The sequence below is a fragment of the Haloarcula sp. CBA1122 genome (assembly GCF_009741785.1).
In the GTDB taxonomy this organism is placed as follows: domain Archaea; phylum Halobacteriota; class Halobacteria; order Halobacteriales; family Haloarculaceae; genus Haloarcula; species Haloarcula hispanica.
In genome coordinates this window covers 1-21,070 of sequence record NZ_WPCB01000025.1, presented here as the reverse complement: position 1 = coordinate 21,070, position 21,070 = coordinate 1, and the positions used below count along the sequence as shown (strand labels likewise).

General features: G+C 60.6%; 16 protein-coding genes and 1 pseudogene. 7 read left to right on the top strand and 10 right to left on the bottom strand.

Annotated elements, in window-relative coordinates; all coding sequences use genetic code 11:
* Positions 1–541 precede the first annotated feature (541 nt).
* The 10 genes from GJ630_RS11395 to GJ630_RS11350 all read right to left on the bottom strand — a co-directional run bounded on the left by GJ630_RS11395 (position 542) and on the right by GJ630_RS11350 (position 11,792).
* Positions 542–1,594, bottom strand: a complete 1,053-nt coding sequence (locus GJ630_RS11395) for a hypothetical protein (RefSeq protein ID WP_079980783.1) — start codon at positions 1,592–1,594, stop codon at positions 542–544.
* A gap of 132 nt (positions 1,595–1,726) precedes the next feature.
* Entirely contained in the window at positions 1,727–2,221 is a 495-nt protein-coding gene (locus GJ630_RS11390) for a DUF3592 domain-containing protein (RefSeq protein ID WP_014030962.1), read from the bottom strand.
* A gap of 361 nt (positions 2,222–2,582) precedes the next feature.
* Positions 2,583–3,371 (bottom strand): histidinol-phosphatase HisJ family protein, encoded by a 789-nt coding sequence (locus GJ630_RS11385; protein WP_050036514.1) that lies wholly within the window; start codon positions 3,369–3,371, stop codon positions 2,583–2,585.
* On the bottom strand, positions 3,371–4,117 hold the full coding sequence (locus tag GJ630_RS11380; RefSeq protein ID WP_050036515.1) for a 2-phosphosulfolactate phosphatase: 747 nt from the start codon (positions 4,115–4,117) through the stop codon (positions 3,371–3,373). The genes GJ630_RS11385 and GJ630_RS11380 overlap by 1 nt, the downstream gene beginning before the upstream one ends.
* Positions 4,118–4,302: 185 nt before the next feature.
* Positions 4,303–5,112 carry an energy-coupling factor transporter transmembrane protein EcfT gene (locus GJ630_RS11375; protein WP_008308251.1) on the bottom strand — a complete coding sequence of 270 codons (810 nt, stop codon included), beginning with the start codon at positions 5,110–5,112 and terminating at the stop codon, positions 4,303–4,305.
* A complete protein-coding gene (locus tag GJ630_RS11370; RefSeq protein WP_129754734.1) occupies positions 5,112–6,857 on the bottom strand; it encodes an ABC transporter ATP-binding protein in 1,746 nt (581 codons plus the stop codon). Before GJ630_RS11370 ends, GJ630_RS11375 begins: the two co-directional genes overlap by 1 nt.
* A gap of 1 nt (position 6,858) precedes the next feature.
* Positions 6,859–7,713, bottom strand: coding sequence for a hypothetical protein (locus tag GJ630_RS11365; protein ID WP_050036517.1), 855 nt, complete (start codon positions 7,711–7,713; stop codon positions 6,859–6,861).
* Between the two features lie 336 nt (positions 7,714–8,049).
* Entirely contained in the window at positions 8,050–9,405 is a 1,356-nt protein-coding gene (locus GJ630_RS11360; protein WP_191449917.1) for a bifunctional UDP-sugar hydrolase/5'-nucleotidase, read from the bottom strand.
* 249 nt (positions 9,406–9,654) lie between these two features.
* Positions 9,655–10,566 (bottom strand): acetamidase/formamidase family protein, encoded by a 912-nt coding sequence (locus GJ630_RS11355; protein WP_014030955.1) that lies wholly within the window; start codon positions 10,564–10,566, stop codon positions 9,655–9,657.
* A gap of 119 nt (positions 10,567–10,685) precedes the next feature.
* Complete coding sequence (locus GJ630_RS11350) at positions 10,686–11,792, bottom strand: tubulin/FtsZ family protein (protein WP_191449916.1); 1,107 nt, start codon at positions 11,790–11,792, stop codon at positions 10,686–10,688.
* A gap of 231 nt (positions 11,793–12,023) precedes the next feature.
* Here GJ630_RS11350 and GJ630_RS11345 point away from each other — a divergent pair, with 231 nt between their 5' ends.
* The 7 genes and pseudogenes from GJ630_RS11345 to GJ630_RS11315 all read left to right on the top strand — a co-directional run bounded on the left by GJ630_RS11345 (position 12,024) and on the right by GJ630_RS11315 (position 21,047).
* Entirely contained in the window at positions 12,024–13,136 is a 1,113-nt protein-coding gene (locus GJ630_RS11345) for an FAD binding domain-containing protein (RefSeq protein WP_256369593.1), read from the top strand.
* Between the two features lie 121 nt (positions 13,137–13,257).
* Positions 13,258–13,767, top strand: coding sequence for a universal stress protein (locus GJ630_RS11340; RefSeq protein WP_064287194.1), 510 nt, complete (start codon positions 13,258–13,260; stop codon positions 13,765–13,767).
* A 255-nt stretch (positions 13,768–14,022) separates the two neighbouring features.
* Positions 14,023–17,216: pseudogene (locus GJ630_RS20590) on the top strand (molybdopterin-dependent oxidoreductase).
* Positions 17,216–18,397: a 4Fe-4S dicluster domain-containing protein gene (locus tag GJ630_RS11330; RefSeq protein ID WP_064287192.1), complete on the top strand. Its 1,182-nt coding sequence runs from the start codon at positions 17,216–17,218 to the stop codon at positions 18,395–18,397. Before GJ630_RS20590 ends, GJ630_RS11330 begins: the two are co-directional and overlap by 1 nt.
* Before the next feature lie 10 nt (positions 18,398–18,407).
* Complete coding sequence (locus GJ630_RS11325) at positions 18,408–19,127, top strand: molecular chaperone (RefSeq protein WP_050007320.1); 720 nt, start codon at positions 18,408–18,410, stop codon at positions 19,125–19,127.
* The gene (locus GJ630_RS11320) at positions 19,120–20,160 is read left to right on the top strand and encodes an ethylbenzene dehydrogenase-related protein (protein ID WP_191449914.1); all 1,041 of its coding nucleotides are present in this window, start codon (positions 19,120–19,122) and stop codon (positions 20,158–20,160) included. The genes GJ630_RS11325 and GJ630_RS11320 overlap by 8 nt, the downstream gene beginning before the upstream one ends.
* Positions 20,157–21,047 carry a HEAT repeat domain-containing protein gene (locus GJ630_RS11315; RefSeq protein ID WP_252718789.1) on the top strand — a complete coding sequence of 297 codons (891 nt, stop codon included), beginning with the start codon at positions 20,157–20,159 and terminating at the stop codon, positions 21,045–21,047. The genes GJ630_RS11320 and GJ630_RS11315 overlap by 4 nt, the downstream gene beginning before the upstream one ends.
* The last annotated feature ends 23 nt before the right edge of the window (positions 21,048–21,070 follow it).

Genomic DNA, 21,070 nt, shown 5'->3' with positions numbered 1-21,070 from the left:
GACATCACCCGACGATTAGCCCCCGGTGTCTTCGTCGTTGGCAGACCGTCCCTGTCGGCTCTGCTTCGGGTCGCTTGTCTGCGCCGTTATCAGGGCTGCGCATTCTCAATCACCCCACGCTCAACTCTAATCTTGCCTGTGGGAGGACTCGGTCGCCCGACGAAACGAGAGCGATTCGCTCTTCCAGTGGGAGGAACACTCGCTGTAGTGGTTCTATAGTAACAATTGAAACGAGTTACACACTGATCGCATTGCCGCCATGCGACCAGCTGTGCATTGATTTCCAATGGCTACTATACTGAAAGTTCAACTCTATGTTTGTGAGCGTCGCGTGTTCAGTCACGGAATCCCATCGACGGTTGCCGAGGGGACGTGTTGCATACAGAATAGTTATTTAACGAATTATCAGATAGTGATAATATAACGGTGCGCCTCGTGGCCACCGTATTTCCGTATTCCGTCGAACTGAGTAGCGCAATGAGCCGCATTGCGTGGAGAATTCAATTTGAGCGAGTGCGCTCAACTAAGACGATCCTGCTGCTCAGTCAGATACCTGTTTGAAACTCTGAATAGCGACTACGGTCTTGTTTTGCGACGGGATATCCCGGACACTGTACTCGTGTGGGTGCTGCTGGTCGTGTGGATATTCGGCCGGTTGTGGGACATCATACGTTTTGCTGTCTCGGAAATCGCTCAGGAACTCTCGGGTGAGCATCGGTTCAACGAACGCCAGCTGTGACCCCTCTGTGTCACCGATAAACCCTTGAATGAGTGTGTTGCTGAAGCTAGTAGGATCACCTCGGTCGTCGGGGCCACTTGGGAGTTCAGGCGCATCGTTGGGAGCTACGTGTTCACCCATGTCTGTGATATACCGCTCGTCAGCGACGGGCGGAGGTGATCGCGCATACCCTTCTGGAAGTTGAGCGAAGTCGAAGTTTGTCTCGATTCCGTCCGCTGTTTTGATATCGTACGGCGGAAGCTGAGGCCCCTCGACGTTATCCACTGTTGCAGGGTCACGCATGTGAAAGTGGATATCGAAGTGTGGCTTCTCCCACGCTCCTTTGCCACCGAAATGGCCGTCCGGATTCCAGTTGAGTCCTAAGAAGGTAAACGGCGTGCCAGCCGCATCTGGGAACGGCACAAAGAACTGGAGTGACTGTTTGAAATGGATCGTTGCCGCTTGTCCACTAAATCGATACTTATCAGTCTCTACAGGATCGTTTACCTCACTTATCTCTGTCTCGCTTGGAAGCCCTTCGAGTGCCGTGTGGTCGAACTCGACCCCGTGATACCTCGGCTCTCCTGACGGTGTTTCACTCGTAAATGTTCGCACCTCCCCGTTTCCGAGGGAGACTTTCCGTCCATACTCAGTGATGCCACTCGGCGGAAAGCCCGCTGAGCGATTGTTGCTATCTCCAGAACCCTTCTCGTCGGACTGCACCTGTCTGGCAACTGGTGTGGCCAGACCGACTCCCCCCAATATCGCACTTCCAACAAGGGTCGACTGAAGTAGCGTCCGCCGATTTAGCGTGAACGTCGACTGTGCTGCCGACTGACCCTCCTCTTTTCCTTTCGGGCCGGACTCTTCCACCATACTGGTTAAATATAGTCCTATTTACACTTTAAGCTGTGCGCGAATAGAACCGTCGTGTTTAGTTAAACGTATTCGGGCAAATCACACATGATGTCCAGTAACGACACGGACAGCCGAACAACGGAAGGGGACTCAGAGCTTCTTCACGGCAGAGAAGGCTGCAAAGAGGGTGAATAATCCGCCAAGTCCAATAGCGATGATCGGTGCGTTCGACGTTTTGTTTTTCAAAAACGCATCTCCTGGCTCGTCTGGAGACACGTATGCAGTTGTCTGTGTCCCCTGTTCGTAGGATTCGATCGCTGATTCGGCTGCTGACCGTCTCTCATAGTTCCGCTCAATATTCGCTGGGTATAGTTTTGTCCCGGTGTATGTCGTTCCATTATAGGTGTATTCAAATTCGACGTTCGGTTCGTACTTTACGCCCGGATTTGACGCTGTTCCGCTATCCGTTTCGATACCGAGTTCCGTAATGTTCGCGTCCACTTCAACCGAGTTTCGAACTGCTTCAGTCTGCTGAACGTAATCGAATCCCCCGTAGCTAGCGATAGCGATACCGACAACGAGATACAGTACTGCGCCACCCAGAGTATCTGGACCAGTAACACGAAGCCCTGAATCGTTGGCCATGCTACCAGTCTCCTCCGGAAAATTTGATGGCTAACGACAGCCAAGTGTCTTTGAGAAGCTCAAGTAATTGAGGACTGAACTGTTTATTCAGATGAATGTGACGGGGCAAGCAGGTCATAGCCACAGTTCGGGCGCTATGTCGTGGGAGTGTACGATGGTACTCCTGGAGGGCGGAATACACAAGATATCATCATAAGGGCTGGCCACTAAAACCTATATAGCCACTACCGCAGTGAGATATTCGCTGTGTTCACAGCATTCGAACAGTCGCTATAGTAACAATTGAAACGAATTACACACTGACCGCACTGCCGTCGTGCGATCAGGTGTGCATTGATTTTCAATGGCTACTATAGGTTGCTCAAAAATCACGGTACTGTTGATTGTCGCGTAGTACAGCAGCAACAGGTGACCGGTCTAGTGTTTCAGTCAGTGTTCGTAGTTCGGGGACTCGCTGCGAGAGTTCTGCAGGCGTGTGGCTGTCCGATCCGAGGACGAACTGGATTCCATACTCGGTAAACAGATCTAGCATCGCTGGGTCGGGATGTACCCGGCCGAGCGAGCGATGGACGCGGCCGGCGTTTACCTCAGGCACTGTCTCGGAGTCAACAAGCGCTCGTGCGACCCGGTCGTAATCCGCTCGAGTTGTGTGCCGTCGCAACGTTGGAATGCGTTCTGGGAGGTCGAGGTGCCCGACTACGTCGAAGAGTTCAGATTCGATGAGCGCAACGACCGCATCGTAGTACCGCTCGACGGCCCGCCGGCGTTGCGTTGCGGACGCAGTAACGTATTGTGTCCTACTGGTGTAGTCGTACTGGTCGGCGAAGTGGACGCTCCCGATAGTGTATGCGAAGTCGGCGGTGTCGAGAAACGACGCAATACGCGACTCGGTGCCTTCGACGTAGCTTACTTCGGCAGCATCGTACAGTTGGAGGGCAGTCGTGTCTCTGGCAGCACGAATGTCCTCCCGGCGCTGTTGATACGTTTCGACGAGGTCGTATTTCGCACGTCGCCCGAAGTCGTCTTCAGTGACGATACAGTGATCAGTCAGCCCGAGTGCAGACAAGCCAGCCTGTTCGGCCGCGGTAATCATTGCGTCGAGATCCGACCCATCCGAGTACGTGGTGTGCGTGTGGATATCGGTCCGCATCAGATCTCGGTCTCGCCACTCACGTCATAGAGTCGTTGCCCGTCCAGTTTCGGAACGACGTCACGGCTGTCGAACGCGAGTGTGTACTCGTAGAGGTCCGTACGCTTGATCTGTGGTTTCTCCTCGTACTTCGGCCCCTTCCCGAACTGAACGACTTCCCGATAGATATCGCGTTGCTCCGGTGTCAGTGGCTTCCCGTGCAGTTGCCGAGCAATATACAGCGCGCCAACGAGGTCCTCAGGCGAGGGTTTCCCTCTCGAGCCGGCAGCAACGAAATACGTCTTGCGGTCGCTGTCTGCGAGATAGTCGGCGACCGCTTTCCCGTTAGTCAACCCACCAACGTAGATATCGACGTCGTCACCGCCTGCTAAGCGGATATCCGTGACCGCGTTCCCACCGTTGGTCGAGGTCATCGCAGTCGGCCGACCGGCGACGTCAATATCCTGAACGAAGCTCGGTGAATTGAAGAAGTCGTATCCCTCCTCGCCCTGATAGTCCGGGCCAGAACTCCCGCCGATTTTCGCGTCTGGATGTTCAGCCTTGAATGCTGGTTCGTTCCCCCGTTCCTCGGTAATGTAGATGTACTCCGCGCCATTCGCAAACAGTTCCGGGACTGTCGTCGAGAACTGCGCCACGTCGACGACGACATAGTTCCCTGGATCGGGATCGTCCGGAATCTTTGCTCGGCCGAGAATAATCGTCTCCAGCAGTTTCGATTCGAGCGAGTTCCCCGTAATCAGGCTCATATCACTCACTCAGTCCGTCATGTCAAAAAGACCGCTAAGAGCCCTATGGACCAGTTACACTCGATATGTATCCCTCAATATACGGTAGACAGTGCCAGACTGTCAAAGGGTACACTGGAGTTCCTTTTGATAGGCTATAAGAGAATGAGAACGTGGTAAGGAAACAGTCAACGGCGCGGAGGACATCACAGAAGAAGCGCGAGTCCGGTAACGACGAGCAGAGAACCGGCGAAGAACCCGACATCGACGGGTCGAATCTGCATGTCCGCCAGCCGAAGTTCCGTACTCGCCTCGTCGGCTAGTGAGTGCGAGAATCCCCGGGCCTCCATGGCCTCAACGGTGACGCGACTTCGCTTTGCCACGTTAAAGATCATCGGATAGAACGCACGCACCGATAACTTCAGCAGGTAGACGTAGTGCCGCCAGCGGAATCGCCCGGGTGAGTCGGGAGCCGTACTCCGTAACCGGAACGAGTTCACCAGATCGTGGTACTCCTCAAACAACACTGGGAGCATCCGGTAGCCGTACGTGATGAGGAACGTGAACTGTCGTGGAATCCCGAGACTTCTGAGACCCTGAGAGAGGGTCTTCGGACCCATGCTCGAGAACACCGCCAAACTCGACACGGAGATAATCGTTAACTTCAGCGTGTACGGAACTAACGCTCGAATCGCCGCAACGGGATCACCCGTAAAGACAGTCACGACAGCGTACGATCCTAACGTCGTTGCCACGGTAAACGCCATCAGTCCGACGAGGAACAGGCTGACCCGTGAAAGTACTGCGAGCACCGACACGAACGCTAGCAGTCCGAGAAGGATGGTCGTGTCGTAGAACAGCCACGGGACGAACAGGAAGACGACGTACCAGAGTAACAGGACTCTGGGATCCAAGCGGTGGAGGAACGAACCCTCGTTCTCGTAGGCCGTCCGAAGCAAGTCAGCCTTGATCGCCTCGACGGACGTGGCATCACGAAGCGCATCGAGTGTCGTCATCACTGCTCCTCCACGGTCGGTTTCGATGTCTCGTCCGGCGGACTTGCCGTGTTCAGTCGGTCCGTGAACGCCTCGACCGTGAGCGGTGCGGGACTGAGGCCGAGTTCTGTCCCCAGGCGGACCACTTGCGGTGGGTGAAGGTTCGCTCGTTCGAGAGCGGCAAGGTCAGCAAACACGTCACTCGGCGGGCCGTCAGCGATGATGTCACCGTCGTCGAGCACGACGACACGAGTCGCCCACGATGCCGCGAGCTCGAGGTCGTGTGTCGCAATCACGACCGTCTCGACACGGTCGCCCGCCCGGTCGATGGTTCGACCGACCTCCTCGCGACTCGCGAGGTCGAGACTGCCGGTTGGTTCGTCGAGCAGGATAATCGACGGGTTCGTCGCAAGCCCGATAGCCAGTGACGCCCGTCGCTGTTGGCCGACGCTGAGAAGGCGGCCATCCCGGGACTGTAGCGCTTCCAGGTCGAGGAATTCGATCACCTCGTCGACTCGCTGCTCGACGTTCGGGTAGCCCCTATCATCGAGATAGTGAGCGACATCAGCCCGGACAGTATCGTCGATAAACATCTCTTCGGGGTTCTGCTTGACGTAGACGACCTCCTCGGCCAGTTGCTCTGGGAGGACGTCTTCGGTGTCTGTTCCGCCGACGGTGACCGTCCCTTCGTCAGGTGTCTCCAAGCCAGTCACCAGTTGCATGAGCGTGGATTTCCCAGCGCCGTTGCTGCCGACGAGGACGACCCGCTCGTCTGGGTAGACATCCAATGAGAGGGTATCGAGAACGTCTTTCGTCCCGCTTCGGAGTGTATCGTACGACTGCGAGACGTTATTGAAGGAGATGACAGGCTTCCCTTTCCGGTTCACCTCCGGTGGTCCGTCAGTTCGAGCCACAGTGGTGTCGCCGTAATCGGTGAATAGATCGAGGCCGTCCGCGAGCGTCACCGGGAGCGGGCGAGCATCATCGAGGACGCGCTCGGCGATCCGCGTGACCTGTGGGGGATGGACGTCCTGTCCTCTGAGGTCTTCCAACTGATTGAGGGCCGTCTCGACCGGTAATTTCCAACGGACAATACCGTCCTCGACGAGGACGACGCTATCGCAGTATTCGGCGATGAACTCTGTCTGATGTTCGATAGTGACCACGGTTTTCCCGTGGGTTTCGTTGAGCGTGGCGAGACGGTCGTAGGTCTCCCGAGCGTTGACTGGGTCCAGTTGTGCCGCCGGTTCGTCGACGACGAGGATGTCGGGGTCTAGCGATAACGCTGCTGCCAGCGCAACCAAGTGTTTTTGCCCGCCGGAGAGTTCCCAGACGAAGCGGTCTTCCAGCCCGCTCAAATCGAGCAGATCTAGTGTCCGGTGGACTCGTTCGCGGTAGTCCTCGTGTCCATAGTTCATCGGGGCGAAAGCGACTTCCTCGAATACAGTCGGACTGACGAGCTGGTTATCGAACTCCTGGAACACGTAGCCGACGTGCTGTGAGAGCTCTGCAACAGAGCTCTCGGAGACATCGTGTCCAGCGACGGTAACTTGTCCTCGCATATCACCCTCGTAAAAATGCGGGATGATTCCGTTAAACGACTTACACAGCGTCGTCTTGCCGGAACCGTTCCCACCGATGATGGCGACGAACTCACCGGGCTCTATCGTCAGCTCCGCTCCGGTCAACACAGCTTCGTCAGCACCGGGATACCGGAACTGCAGTTCGTCAACGGCAATTTGAGAGTCGTGTGTCGCTGTCATCATCTTACGCCGTTTGCGTTGCGCGGTACCAGACGATGGTGGCGACGATAGCGGAGACGACGATCGGAACTGCGATGTAACTCTGACCGAACGTCGCGAGGAATTCCGGCTCCCAGACTACGTTGACCGCCCCGCCGACTTCGCTGGCAGCCTCGGCCACGAAGGCGAGCGGGAACGCGATAAGCACCGCCAACAGCGCCTTCGGGGAAAAGCCACGCCACATCGACCCGCCGCGTTCACCCTCAAACGGTTCCATACCGAGCAGCGGTTCGACTTTACCGTGGAGTTTGGGGTAGAGATACAGTGCGGGGATGACGCCGAAAAGAGTCCCCGTGATTAGCATCTGTGTGAGGAAGTCGACCCCTTCGAGCACGATAATGCTCTCGGGGAGGCCGGGTACGGCTTCCAATTCTTCAACCCCGATATACACCTTCCCAATGTCGATGAACGTAGCGAAGAACTCTTCGAGTGCCTCAGCCAGAAACACGACAATTGCCAACTGTGTGGTGTTTTCCGGGTCCTGAAGCAGTTTCGCGGCGAAATAATAGCAAACCGGAATGAGAAGCAATCCCTCCATGGCACCCAGACCATCGAACTCACCGAGCAGTATCTCTCCGAATACGATTTCGCCAACAGGAACGGCTACTGCAGCCCAGTAGGTCCTGAAAAGTAGCACCAGCACGATCGGGATAAAGATGAAGCCACCAACGCCCAGTTCTAGCGGTCCGACCGTGAACTCGGGCATGATTTCTGTGAACGCATTCTGCAACCCGGTAAGGGACATAACGAGTATGAACACCATCATGTCCTGTTTACCAAACGATAACCAACTCTCCGTATCAGCCGAGAGTGTGCTCATGCTACACTGGAACGCATACTGAGGACGTGTTTGAACATTTATAATATATATACTGATTACTATGAACCGTCCACCGTGACTCGTAATACTATATACGGCCCTGTTTAGAGGTCTCCAATAACGTGGGGTGGTGTCTGTGTCGGCTGAACAGGACCGGTCTGTGGGGGTCTCTGGTCGAGTTCGTTTTTCCGATAGCTACCGACTCGGCCGACCTGCACCGCGTCGAAACAAGGCCCGTCGATAGCAAGTACTGTTGGTTACTACGACAGAGTAGTTCTGGAACGGTCAGTTCCTGAAGGAGACAGTTGCAGAAGGGCCATCCGTGGCGGGACCCGGTCAGCAGTTCTGGAGTCGGCCACCAACCTGAACAGTGATGCCCTCTTCGCGAGCGTAGTCTGCGACGGCCTCGAACGGGAGACCGAACGAGTCAATGGTTGCCTCGTGTGGAATCGGCCAGTGATCGCTGTAGACGACGTAGGAGTTGGTGGCAAGTCTGTACTCTCGGTCGGCTTCGAGACTCTGGCCGTTGACAGCCACACCGATTAGCCGTCCAGCCTCGGAATCGTACTCGACGGTCATCCCGCTGACGTCGCCGTGCCAGAGCCGTCCGTCCTCGCGGTGTGGACGGAAGGCCGCCTGCAAGAGGGTTCGTAGTTGTTCACCGGAGACGCCGAGGACTTCTACCGTACCGCCGAAGGGGTGTACGCTGGCCACCTCGCCAGCAGTGACCTCGCCGGACAGGGGTCGCCCCGTTCGAAGGCCACCATTGTGGACGAAGCTGACGTCAGTATCAGCCGCCCAGCGATAGGCGTCAGCCACGAGGTTGCCAACGCGGCTCTCGCCGCGGGTTCGCCGGTCGAGGCCTCGATGGATCGGATCGTCGACAGTGGCAACAGTCTCCAGCAGACCGACATCGGCCAGCCGTTCGCGGGTCATGTCGGCCACGGACTCGTCGATAGGTCCCTCGGCTGTCGAATGACGGGTGGCAATCGGCGAGCGGTCCCCGTCGAAGAGTTCGACTTCCCAGACCACCTGCCCGTTCGCTCCGGGGCGGACAACCAGTGTTCCGTCGACAGCCTCGTGGCGCTCCCTGTGGACGTGGCCGCCGAGGACCGCGTCGACACCCTCGACGGCCGCAACGTCGGTCTCTAAGTCGTCTCGCAAGTGTGCGAGGACGACGAAATGATCGACACTGTTGCCGAGTTCGCTGACCGCTTTCCGCACGCTCTCGACAGGATTGGTCACGTTCAGCTCTGACGCGCCGGAAGCAATCCGGGGAGTCGCGGGATCGACTACGCCGACGAATCCGACTCGCCGGCCATCTCGATGCAAGACTGTCGTCCCGTCTAATCCGGCGAAGGGAGCGCCACCCTCACTCTCGCTTTCGTAAACGTTCGCAACGACCCACTCCTGTGGACTCTTCGAGACCACGTCCAGAATGGGAGCAGTCCCGAAGTCAAAATCGTGGTTCCCTACCGTCTCAACGTCGGTACTCACTGCCTGGAAAAACGCCAGTGCTTGATACCCCTCGTAGTAATGGGCGAGGACACCCGGTGCAGTGTTGTCGCCGGTGCCAGCGACTACAGTATCCTCCCCGCGGATTGACTGGATCGTTCCGGCAAGCCGACCCATCCGCACGGGGTCGTCGCAAGCGTTCTCAATGTCAGAGTAGTGGAGCAACCGGATCGACATCTTTCGGAGCCGATTCCAGCGGGGCATAGAAGTGGATACCGTTTGTGGCTTCTTGGCAGGGGGCCGATAGCAGAAGCTCTCGATTCTGGAAGGGCGTACGTTCGTTCAACGGTGTACACCGGATTCAGAGCCACCAGTTTGCGGAATGCCGGTAGCAGGACGAGCAGAAATCCATCATCCAGATGAGTGTCCCCATTGAAACTGTCGTCCCGCTAAGTACCAACAGGACTGAAAGATTCGCCGCGATAATTAGAATGGATCTGGGAGGTATTCGCGCGGAATGGAGTTCCGCACAGTAACGAGTGGGTCGACGACTTGGCTGATTTCGAGGCCGCCAACGAGGCTCGAAAAGAGGTAGGCGTCGGTCAGCGTGTACTCGTGTTCGGCAGCGAGCAATCCGATGAGGTCCTCGTTTGCCGTCTTGACCGCATCTTCCATCGTTTCGGCACTTGCAATCGTCTTCCACGCGTCACCGGTGTCGACGAGTGGGCGCTCAAGATCGACAGCGGCATCCGAGATTACTGAGACGGTGACGTCGATCTCGGTTCCGATTTCGGCACCAGTGCCACACATTTCACCGTCTGCCATCGCGGCCTTCGAGTCACCCATCGCTAACATCGCACCGTCCTGGAACACCGGAAAGTAGGCCGTCGTCCCGGTGGTCATATCCGTGGTATCGAGATTTCCGCCGTGGTCGTGTGGCGTCAGAGTCGACATCGATTCCTCGGACGTTGCCACGCCAATGGTCCCGATGACGGGATCGACTGGTACCTCTATATCCTTGAACGAGAGTGCCTCCCCGTCGTCGGTTATCTCCGTCACGCGCGTCGCTGGGTGTTCGATGTCCTCGTGATCCTGGAGGAGTCCAAACCCCGGTGCCGTAATTACGCGACCCAGATCCTCGGTGACTCGGACGTCTTCGATCTCAACCTTGAGGACGTCGCCGGGTGTAGCTCCCTCGACAGCAACCGGCCCTGTAGCCGCATTCACTTCTTCAGGGATCGCATCCAGCAGATCAGCGTCTGATTGAACGGCTTTGTTCAGGCTATCGATGGTTTCGAATGTGAGCGATTCCCCGTCTGCAGCCGTATACAGCGGTTCCATATTCGGGGCGAACTCGTAGACGTGGCCGTCTTCGTATGATATGACAGTCCGTGTCATCGTATGGTTTCGTTGAAAACTGTCACTTATAAATCTATTTGAGTGCAATCCGCTTTGTCTCGTTTTTTCCGCACTTCAGACGGTCTGGCTCCAGTCCCACGAGAATCTAACGGGCCGTCTCATTTTGATTCGTCGACCAGCGTTTTGAGTTCCACCAGTCGCGGCAGTTCTGTGACGCCGCTGAGTACGACTAAAACCGACAGCGTGTCCCGGTCCGGCGTCGGCATATCACCGCTCCGTACCTCCGGTGACTGCAGTTCCTCCGTGAGCCATCGCCGCCCGTCGGTAACGGCATCCCGGATCAACCACGCGGGCGGCCCTGCAAACACGGCCAGGGCTCTGTCGACCGAATCCAGCTCGCACTGGGCCGTCAGTTTGCCGCGTACAGCGCGGCGAAGTGTCGTCTCGACGGCGTTGTATGCCTCGATTTCGTCGACGTCGTCCGAGTTGTCGCCGAGAAAACGGTTCTTGAGCTGGTCTATGACTGTCTCGTCACTGCCGCCATCGTCCGCTTGCAGGTCCTGACTGGCGTAGCCAAGCGTAGTGAAACCCGAATCCGAGAGAGTGTTGATTATTTCGCTGGCGTCGACGACGCTCTGGCCGACTGCGTCGGATGCCGTCGCCTCACCCGCTGCGAATAGTGCACCCAGCCGTGTCACGACAGTCTCGTTCAGCGTCTCGGCGGCCTCATCGACCGTCTGCCCGCTCCCGAGCCACGCTTCGTTGTCGAACAGTATCTGCCCGTCGACGGTCGGTTCCAGCGCCCGGAGTGCTTGGATGGTGTTGGCGGCTGCTTCGTCGTCCCTGCCGGCGGGTAACACCGACAGGCAGTAGACCGGGATCGTGTAAATCTCTCTGAGTGCGTCGGCAATGTGGGCCGTAGCGCCACTGCCCGTCCCGCCCGCAAGTCCGGCCACGAGGACGAGAGCGTCGATATCGCTCGTTACCAGTTGGTCTATCGGCCGGCGCACTTCGAGCCGTTCGTCTTCGATGGCGGCAGTACCGTTCGTCCGGTCCCCGTTCGTTCCGGCCCCGTTTGTTTCGGAGAGCCCGAAGGCATGCCGCCGGTCGTCCGGAAGTGCGTCGAGTTCGTCGAGCGCTTCGGTGTCCGTATCGACGGCGCAGGCCGCGCCGAGATACGTCGTCTCGCGGCGTTCGTTGTCCTGCCACAGCCGCTCGACGATCCGTCCCCCGGCACCACCGATTCCGACTGCCGCGACTCGCATACGTCGTGTTTAGTGTCGGCTGACATTAATAGTCCGACTCGGTGCGAGGCAACCATTGGGACTTCGTAGTATGATGATTTACAGCGGAAGCGACAGGGGAACTTCAGGAGCGCCTCTCGGGGCTGGTGTTCGGGAGCGATACTGTCATCGGCTGGTGACCAGAGGCCTTTCGTACGGCAAGCGCTGAGAGGGGCCGTGTCACAGGACCTCGCCAACGAACCATCCGATTCCCTGTCCGTCACCATCTCCGGCGGGTCGATGGGCGGCCTGTTTACCGGCATCGCTCTCGACAGTGCAGGCCACGACGTGACGGTCGCCGAGCAATCGGCCGGCGACCTCCGAAGTCGCGGCGGCGGCATCGTCGCCCAGCAGTCGATCCGACAGTTCCTCTCACGACACGACATCGTCGACCCGGCGACCATCACCACCCGAGCCAGTGAGCGGCGGTTTCTGACTGCTGACGGCGATGTACGGACGTCGACACCGGATTCGATGGTGTTCACCTCCTGGGACGCCGTCTACCGTCAATTTCGGGCGGCGTTCCCGGACGACCGGTACCACGCCGGTCGGACTGTCACCGGTCTCAGGGCCACAGACGGCACGGTTCGATTCGCCGATGGGGACCGGACCGCGGCCGATCTGGTCGTCGCTGCCGACGGCGGGCAGTCGACGGCCCGTGCGCAACTGTTTCCCGAGACCGAACCGGAGTTTGCCGACTACGTCGCGTGGCGTGGTGTCGTCCCGGAGGCGGACGTTTCGGATGCAGTCATCGACGCGTTCGACGGCCGCTTCACGTTTTATCAGGGAGAGCGAACGCTCATCCTCGCGTACTTCATCCCAGGCGGCGATGGCAGCACAGCACCCGGTGACCGCCGTCTCAACTGGGTCTGGTACGACACACTCCGCGGGCGCGAGCGTGATACTATCTTTACCGACACGACAGGAGCAAGCCAGCAGTTCAGCGTGTCGCCGGGGCACCTCCAAAACCCGGTCGAAACGCGCCAGCGCGAGCGGGCGACCGAGATACTGCCGCCCGTGTTTGCCGACCTCGTTGCAACAACAGCAGCGCCTTTCGTGCAGGCGATTTACGACCTCCGGATCCCCCGGATGACAGTCGATAGGGTCTGTCTGCTCGGTGATGCGGCGTTCGTCGCCCGCCCACACACTGCCGCTGGCACTGCGAAGGCGGCCAGCGACGCCGTCGAACTAAAAGCCGCTCTCGACCGCCACAGTTCGCTCGGAGACGCGCTGGCGTCATGGGACGACGCCCGGACCGACTACGGAGAGCGTCTCGTTGCGCAAGGCAAGCGAATGGGCGACGAACGGTTGTCCCTCGGGAGTTGATGGACTACCGTTCTGCGTGTCTCGGGTCTGGGTGCAGTACTGGCTCTTCGATTGCGGGCTGTCTTCTCGCCGTGTAAGAACGAACGGTATGTTACTTGTCTATGGCTCCGGTAATCAGCGTATGACACTCGTTGTGCCGTTCGACGGCTCCGAACTGGCCGAGGCAGCACTCGTTCGGGCGACGGAGTTCGGCACCGTCTTCGAAGAGGACGTGTTGGCCATCAGCGTTATTCGGAACGAGAATGCCAAGTACGCCCGAGAACGCGACTGGATCGGGCCGAACGAAGAATTCGATCTGGAGACAGTCGTCACCTCACTGCACGAGCAGGTGATGGACCTGTGTCCGAGTTCGGATTTCCGACATACAGTCGTGGATCGGTACGCGCCGGCCGGATCGGTGGCGAAAGCCATCCGTAAGATGGCCAAGAGAGAAGGCGCGTCAATGGTATTCATCGGAAGCGAAAACGCCGGCCACCTAGTCACGAGCATCAGCAGTGTCGGCGGGTCGATTGCATCGGACGACGCCTACGACGTCGTCATCGTTCGCCATCGGAACCCGTCCAAGATCGCCCAACTCAGGAACACGTCCCCGCACAGACAATCGAAATCCGATTTTTATCTCCCGGAGTAGGTACCGATAGTCTTCGGCAAGTCAATACTGTTGGCTGTAACTATTTTAAGATATTCGCCACCCCGGGTGGCGAAATTCTTTACAGACTTACAGCCGACAGTAAAGTATTGAAAACAGAAGCCCGTCCTTAGACCCTTTTTCGCCGAATATCTTCGTGCCCCGTCTCACCAATTGGGAACCTGTAGTATCGTTCATTTAGCAAAGGCCGTGGGTCCCACGTATGCAGATACGCGCTGTCCAACGGAGTGATGTCCGGTGAAACTGTCACGGCGGGACTTCCTGACCGCGGCTGGCGCAGGGACGGTCGGCGCGCTCGCCGAAGGTGCTTGGGGCGCGACACAGTCCACGGAACCGATAACGAGCGTGGACAACCCGCTCAAATCCTATCCGAACCGGGACTGGGAGCAGGTGTACCACGACATCTACGCCTATGACGAGGTGGACTGGACGGTGTGTCACCCCAACTGCACCCAGTCGTGTGCGCTGAACTTCTACATGAAAAACGGCGTCCCGATACGGGCCGAGCAGGTGTATCACAACGAGGAACCCTCGGTCGGCCCGTCGGGCTACGAGGACGCCGGCGTCAGCCAGCACTGGAACCCCCGTGGCTGTATGAAGGGGCTCTCCCTGCACCGCCGGACGTTCGAGCCGTCGCGCATCAAGTACCCGATGGTCCGCAAGGGGTGGGACCCCGAGGACCCTAACCCCGAGGGCCGCGGCGAGGACGAGTTCGAGCGCGTCTCCTGGGACGAGGCCATCGACCTCATCGCCGAGAAGATGGCGAACTTAGAGGACAACAAGCGGTTCCACATCTTCAACGCCATCAAGGCAGATGGACTGTTCACCCGGCACGGCTCGGGCCGCCGACTGGCGTCCATCTTCGGCGGCTGTGAGTGGACCGAGTACGACTGGTACGCCGACCTGCCGCCGGGCCACGTCATCACCACTGGTTACCAGACATCCGATTCTGACGCCGTCGCCTGGCGCAAGGCCGACTACACCATCATTCAGGGGAAGAACCTCATCCACAACAAACTCGCGGACAACCACTTCCTGCAGGAGACCCGCGAGCGCGGCGGCAAGATGGTCGGCGTCTATCCGGACTACTCGCCGACGGTCCAGAAGTGCGACCGGTGGCTCCCGATCCGCCCCGGGAGCGACCCGGCGTTCGCCCTCGGCATGGCCCACGTCATCATGGCCGAGGAACTGTACGACGCCGAGTTCATGCGGAAGTTCACGAGTCTTCCCCTACTCATCCGGGAGGACACGGGCAAATACCTTCGCGCACACGAGGTGTTCGAGGACGTCGAACCGCCCGCGGAGGACATCGACGAGCAACACGAGCACAACGACTGGGGCGACTTCGTGGTGCTGGGTGAGGACGGCCAGCCCGTAGCGATGACCCGCGAGGAGGTCGGCGAGGAGATGCCGACCACGCCACAGCTAGACGTCGACAGCGAGGTGGCACTGACCGATGGCTCGACTGTCGCCGTCAGGAGCGACTTCGCCCGCCAGCGGGACAACATCATCGAGAACTACGACCCGGAGACGGTCGAGGACATCACCACGATTCCGGCGGACAAGCTCGCCCAGACGGCGCGGGAGTTCGCCGACGCCGAGAAGGGCCAGTGGTTCACCGGCGAGGGGATCAACCACTGGTTCCACTCCAACGACGCGCTCCAGCGGGCGGTGTTCCTCGTCCAGGCGATGCTGGGCAACATCGGCGACGCCGGCCAGGGGTACTACAACTACTCCGGCCAGTACAAGATCGAACTGCTGGACGGGTACCCCCACTACGTCAACCCGGACGGCAACGCCGCCCACGGGATGTATCCGGCTACGCCTTCGCCTTCTTCGGCGGCGAGAAACTCGACCCCCACGAGATTCGCGGCGACTTCGACCGCGAGATGGACCTCGTCCCTCAGGGCGACGCCGAGGAGCCGGTGATGCCGAAGAACGCCGGCTCGTACACGATGTCTAAGCCGTCGATCCTGTGGACGATGAACTGCAACCTCCTGAACCAGACCAAACATCAGGAACACGTCATCGAGAACTTCGTCAAACACCCAGACACCGAGAACGACCTGTTCATCGTCTCGGACATGCACATGACCTACTCCGCCAGACACGCCGACATCGTGCTCCCGGTGCCGTCCTGGCTGGAGTGTGAGTACCCCGACATCACCATCGGGCCGGAGAACCCGTTCGTCCAGATGGACCACGGCGTGATGGACCCCATCTACGACACCAAACAGGACGGGGAAGCCGTCGCGATGGTCGCCGAGAAACTGGACGAGAAGATTCCGCCCGAGGAGCGAAACGTCGACTCCTACCGGGCGTACTTCGAGGAGTTCCTGGAGGAAGACGGCGACGTCAAGAACTACATCCAAGAGACCTTCGACCGCGGGATGACGACCCAGAGCATCGACGTCGAGGACTTGGAGGACGGCCCGGAACGGCTAGACCTCAAGACCTATCCGCGGATTCCGTTCTACTCGCAGGTCCACGAAGACCGACCGTTCTACACGAAGACCGGCCGGATGGAGTTCCACAAGGAGGAGGACCGGTTCATCGAACTCGGTCGGGACGACATCGACCACGTCGAGAGCGTCGAGGGGACTCCCTACGGCGTGAACAAGAAGTGGGACGAAGCCAAGGACGAGGAGAACCCGCTGTATCACGACGAGGGCAACCAGTTCTACTACAACACCCCCCACCCCAAGTACCGGACCCACTCCTCGTGGGGGATGACGGACTGGAACCTCATCTGGGCCTCGCGGGACTTCGGCAGCGTCAGCGGCGACCCGGAGGGGACCGACCGGTTGGTCGATGACTTCTCGTTCCCCACCGGGGACGGCGAGTCCGAAGACGTCGCGCCGCTCGGTGAAGCGTTCGTCGAGATGCATCCAAGCGACGCAGCAGACATCGATGTAGAGAACGGTGACTACGTCCGCATCACCGGCAAGCGCGGCGACCTCGTCGTCAGGGCGATGGTCAGCGAGCGTCAGCGCCCGCGGTCGGCCGGCGACATGGGACAGCTGACGCTGTGGCACGGCTGGTGGCCCCAGCACTTCCCCGACGACGAGGCCGACGAGGACGGCGTCAAGGGGTACAACACGATCACCAACATCTGGCTCGATCCGCTGCAGGAGACCGACGACCTCGTCCACAAGGCGGTGTTCGGCGACCCCAACGTCTCCGACATCGTCGACGAGGACATCGCCTGGTACGGCGCGGAACTGGAGCACGGCTACGAGGAGACGGTGTGGGCTCCGACGGGGACCAACCGGGACGACCTCGTGGACGTGGAGAAGTACGAGGAAGCGGACTGGTGGCCCGGCGACGCCCGCCGGGACAACCTCGTCGAGGACTACATCGGCGGGTCCTTGCAACCCAGCGGTAGCGGCTCTGGCAGTACCAGCAGGAAGACCCCAGGAGGCGATGACTGATGGCACAAACGTACAACCCACAACTCGGCCGCGAGCACAGCTATCCCTACGAACACCGCGAGGAAGAGCGGGACTACCACTGGGGGATGGTCATCAACACGAACCGGTGTATCAACTGCAACACCTGCTCCTTTGCCTGTAAGTCGACCTGGACCAGCGGCGAGGGCGAGGAGTACATGTGGTGGATGAACGTCGAAACCGAGCCCTACGGCGGCTACCCGATGGGCTGGGACATGCGGCTGCTCGACGATTTAGAGGCCGACCAGACCATCTTCGACGCCGCCGACAACGGCGAAAAGGTCCACGGCTACATCGCCGAGAAGCAGGCCTGGGAGTACCCCGCGCTGGGCGACGATCAGGTCCACGGCGAGTACCCCGAGGGCGAGGTCGTCGAGTCCGACCTGGAGAACGACGAGTACCACGACATCTGGCAGTTCTACCTCCCGCGGCTCTGTAACCACTGCAAGAACCCGGCCTGTCTGGCGGCCTGCCCACGGAAGGCCATCTACAAGCGCGAGGAAGACGGTATCGTCCTGCTGGATCAGGAGCGGTGTCGCGGCTACCGCCGCTGTGTGAAGGCCTGTCCGTATCACAAGCCGATGTACAACCCCGAAACCGGCATCACCGAGAAGCCGGTCGGCTGCTACCCCCGCATCGAGGAGGGGAACGTCCCGCGGTGTGTCTCCTCCTGCATTGGGAAGACGCGGCTCCACGGCAACATCAACCGCGGGCCGGACGCCGGGCCGGCAGGGGGCAAATCCTCCGCCGCGTCGGGGCGCTCGCCGATCAACTACCTCGTCCACTCCGACGAGAAGGTGGCCCTGCCGCTGTACCCGCAGTTCGGGACCCAGCCGCAGGTGTTCTACATGCCGCCGTACCACGTCCCGCCGGAGTTCCTGACCCAGATGTTCACGCCGAACACCGAGGTCAAAGAAAACGAGTGGCCGGGCGACACCTACGAGGAGTCGGTCCGCATCGTCCAGGAGCGGGCTCGCAACCCCAGCCACGAAGTGCTTGGCATTCTCCAGTTGTTCGGCGCGACGACGCGGCTCATCGAGACCTACAACGTCAAGGAGAACCGCGTGAAGGGCTGGGACCGCAACGGCGAGAAGGTCGTCGACGTGCCCATCGAGGAGCCCATGGAGGTCCGCGAGGGCGAACAGTGGACGAACCAGCCCTGAGGTGCGTACAATGAAGAACACGCCACAACACCACACGCGACGCGCCGCACTGTACGGGTTCGCCGCGGCGGTCTTCCAGTACCCCGATGAGGCCGTCGTCGCCGATTTACAGGACGAGGCGGTACAGGACGCCGTGCGACAGGCCGGGGTCGAACTCGGGCTCGACAGCGAGGTCGATGCGCTGCTTGACGCGCTGGACGGCGTCGACCGGGACTCGCTCGAACCGGCGTACAATCGGCTGTTCGGCCTCCCGGGCGACGGGGGGACCTATCCGGTCGTCCCCTACGAGGCCCACTACACCACCGGCGAGGAGGTCAACGAGAGCCAGCGCCGCATCGCCACGGTCGTCGGCCTGCTGGAGGAGTTCGGCCTTGAAATCAGCGACGAGTTCGACGAGCGTCACGACCACGTCACCGTCGAACTGGAGCTGCTGCAGGTGCTGGCCGCACAGCGGGCGGTCGCCCTCGACGGCGGCGACGACGAGACGGCCATTCGCCTCGCACAGGCGGGTGCGACGGTGCTAGACGAGCACCTCACGGATTTCGTTCCGGCGTTCGCCCATCGGGTCCGAAAGACCGTCAACGGCGACGGCAGTTCCGACCGAGACCTGCCCGAAGCGAGCGCCGTCTACGCTGCCGCCGCGGACCTGGCGGCGGCACTCGTTGAGTTTGATGAAGCGAGCCATCCCGATCCGGTGTCGCCCGGAACGGGGGTGAGAGCCGATGGTTGAACTCGACTACGAGGCGGCCCGGCGGGCGACGACGGCGACGGCGCTCGTCATGGCGCTCCTGGTCGCCGGCCAGATGGCTGTGGCGGCGGCCGTCACCGGCGGCCAGCAACCCCTTGTCGCGACCGACGAGGTCCCACAGACCGCCGAGAGCGACCGCTGGACCGAGGCTCCGTCCCGGACCGTCTCGCTGTCGAAACAGCAGATGGCCGTCCCCTACGGCGGCGGGAGCGTCGACGAGATGGAGGTGCAGGCGCTGACCAACGAGACCCACGTCGCCTTCCGGCTGACCTGGACGGACCCGACGAAAGACACGAACATCCGGTCGCCGAAGAACTACAGCGACGCGGCGGCCGTTATGCTCCACAGCGGCGAGAAACCGCCGATCACGATGGGCGCGGGCGGCGACCCGGTCAACATCTGGTACTGGCGGTCCCAGTGGCAGTACGGGAACGACAAGAACGCGGAGTGGAGCAACGATATGTACGCCTACCCGCACCCGGACGAGGAGACCAAACCGGGGCGTGCGGCCGGGAACCCGCTATCACAGAGCCAGTACGAAAACTACGGCCAAAACTACTACGCGGCCGGCTACGGGTCGCTGAGCAACGCGCCACAGCAGAACGTGAACGCACAGGGGACTCGCAACGGCGACGAGTGGTCCGTCGTCTTCGTCCGGGAACACACCGGCGAGGGCCAGCATGACGCGGCGTTCCGCCAGAACGAGACGATGTACCTCGCCTTTGCCGTCTGGAACGGGAGTAGCGACGAGGTCAACGGCAAGAAGTCGCTGACGATGCAGTACAGCACGCTGGACACCGAATCGGGTGAGCTCGCGGCGGCTGAGAGCGGCGGCAGTGGGGACAGTTCGAGTTCAGGTAGCGCCGCCAGCGGCGGCGGTTCCAGCGGCGGCGACTCCAGTAGCGGCGACGGCGGTTCGGGCGGCAGTAGCAACCCGCTGTACACGTCGCTCGGGACACTCATCGCGGCAACGGTCGCCGGCTGGACTGTCCTCTACTGGAGGCTGGCGCGATGAGCTACGAGAACTGGAGCGCACGCGGTCGGACGCCGGGCGAGACCGAGACAGAGGTCCGAAGCGCACTCGACGCTCCACAGGTCCGGACTCGGCAGGACGCCGCCATCGCACTTGTGGATGCGGCCGAGTCCGGCCTCGACCGGGAAACGATTGACGCGCTGGGAGAGCGCGCACTGGAAGACGACGACCCCGAAGTGCGGCAGTTCGCTGTCGAGGCGCTGGGTGTCGCCGGGGCCGCGCCGGCCGTCGTCCGGCAGGCGCTCGACGACGCCGAACCGTGGGTCCGGGCCGAAGCCGTCGTCGCCCTCTCGCGGGCCGGCGGCGACGCCGACCAGCTAAGAGGGGCGCTGGACGACGACAGCGGGTGGGTCCGACGGAACGCCGTCATCGCGATGGGCAAGCGCGGCGACGCCGACCAGCCGCTGCTGGTCGAGTGTATCAAGACCGACCCCCATCCGGCGGTCCGGGAGTACGCCGCGCAGTTCCTCGGCGGCGTCGCCGAGGACGTGCCGGAGGCCGAACGCATTCTGGCCGCGATGCTGGCCCGGGAGCCGAACGCCTTTGCCCGGGCGAAAGCCGCCGAGAGCCTCGGCGAACTCGCGACCGACCGCGCGGAGCAGGCGCTCGAAGCCCACGGCGTGACCGACCAGAGCGAGGACGTCGCCCGCGCGGCCAAACAGGCGCTCGCGAGCGCTCGCGGGACCGACCCCGAGGAGCTAGATGTCGAAATCGGGCCGCCGTCGGCCCCCGGTAGCGGGCCGGACACGCCCGCGGAGCAGTCCGTCGATGGCTACGACCCCGCCGGCTCCTTTGGCTCGGCCCGATCCGGGAGCGGGTCACTGGCCCCCGGCCGGCGCGCCCGGGTTCCGAGCCCCGGCGCGACCTGAACACCGACCCGGAGGACAGGACC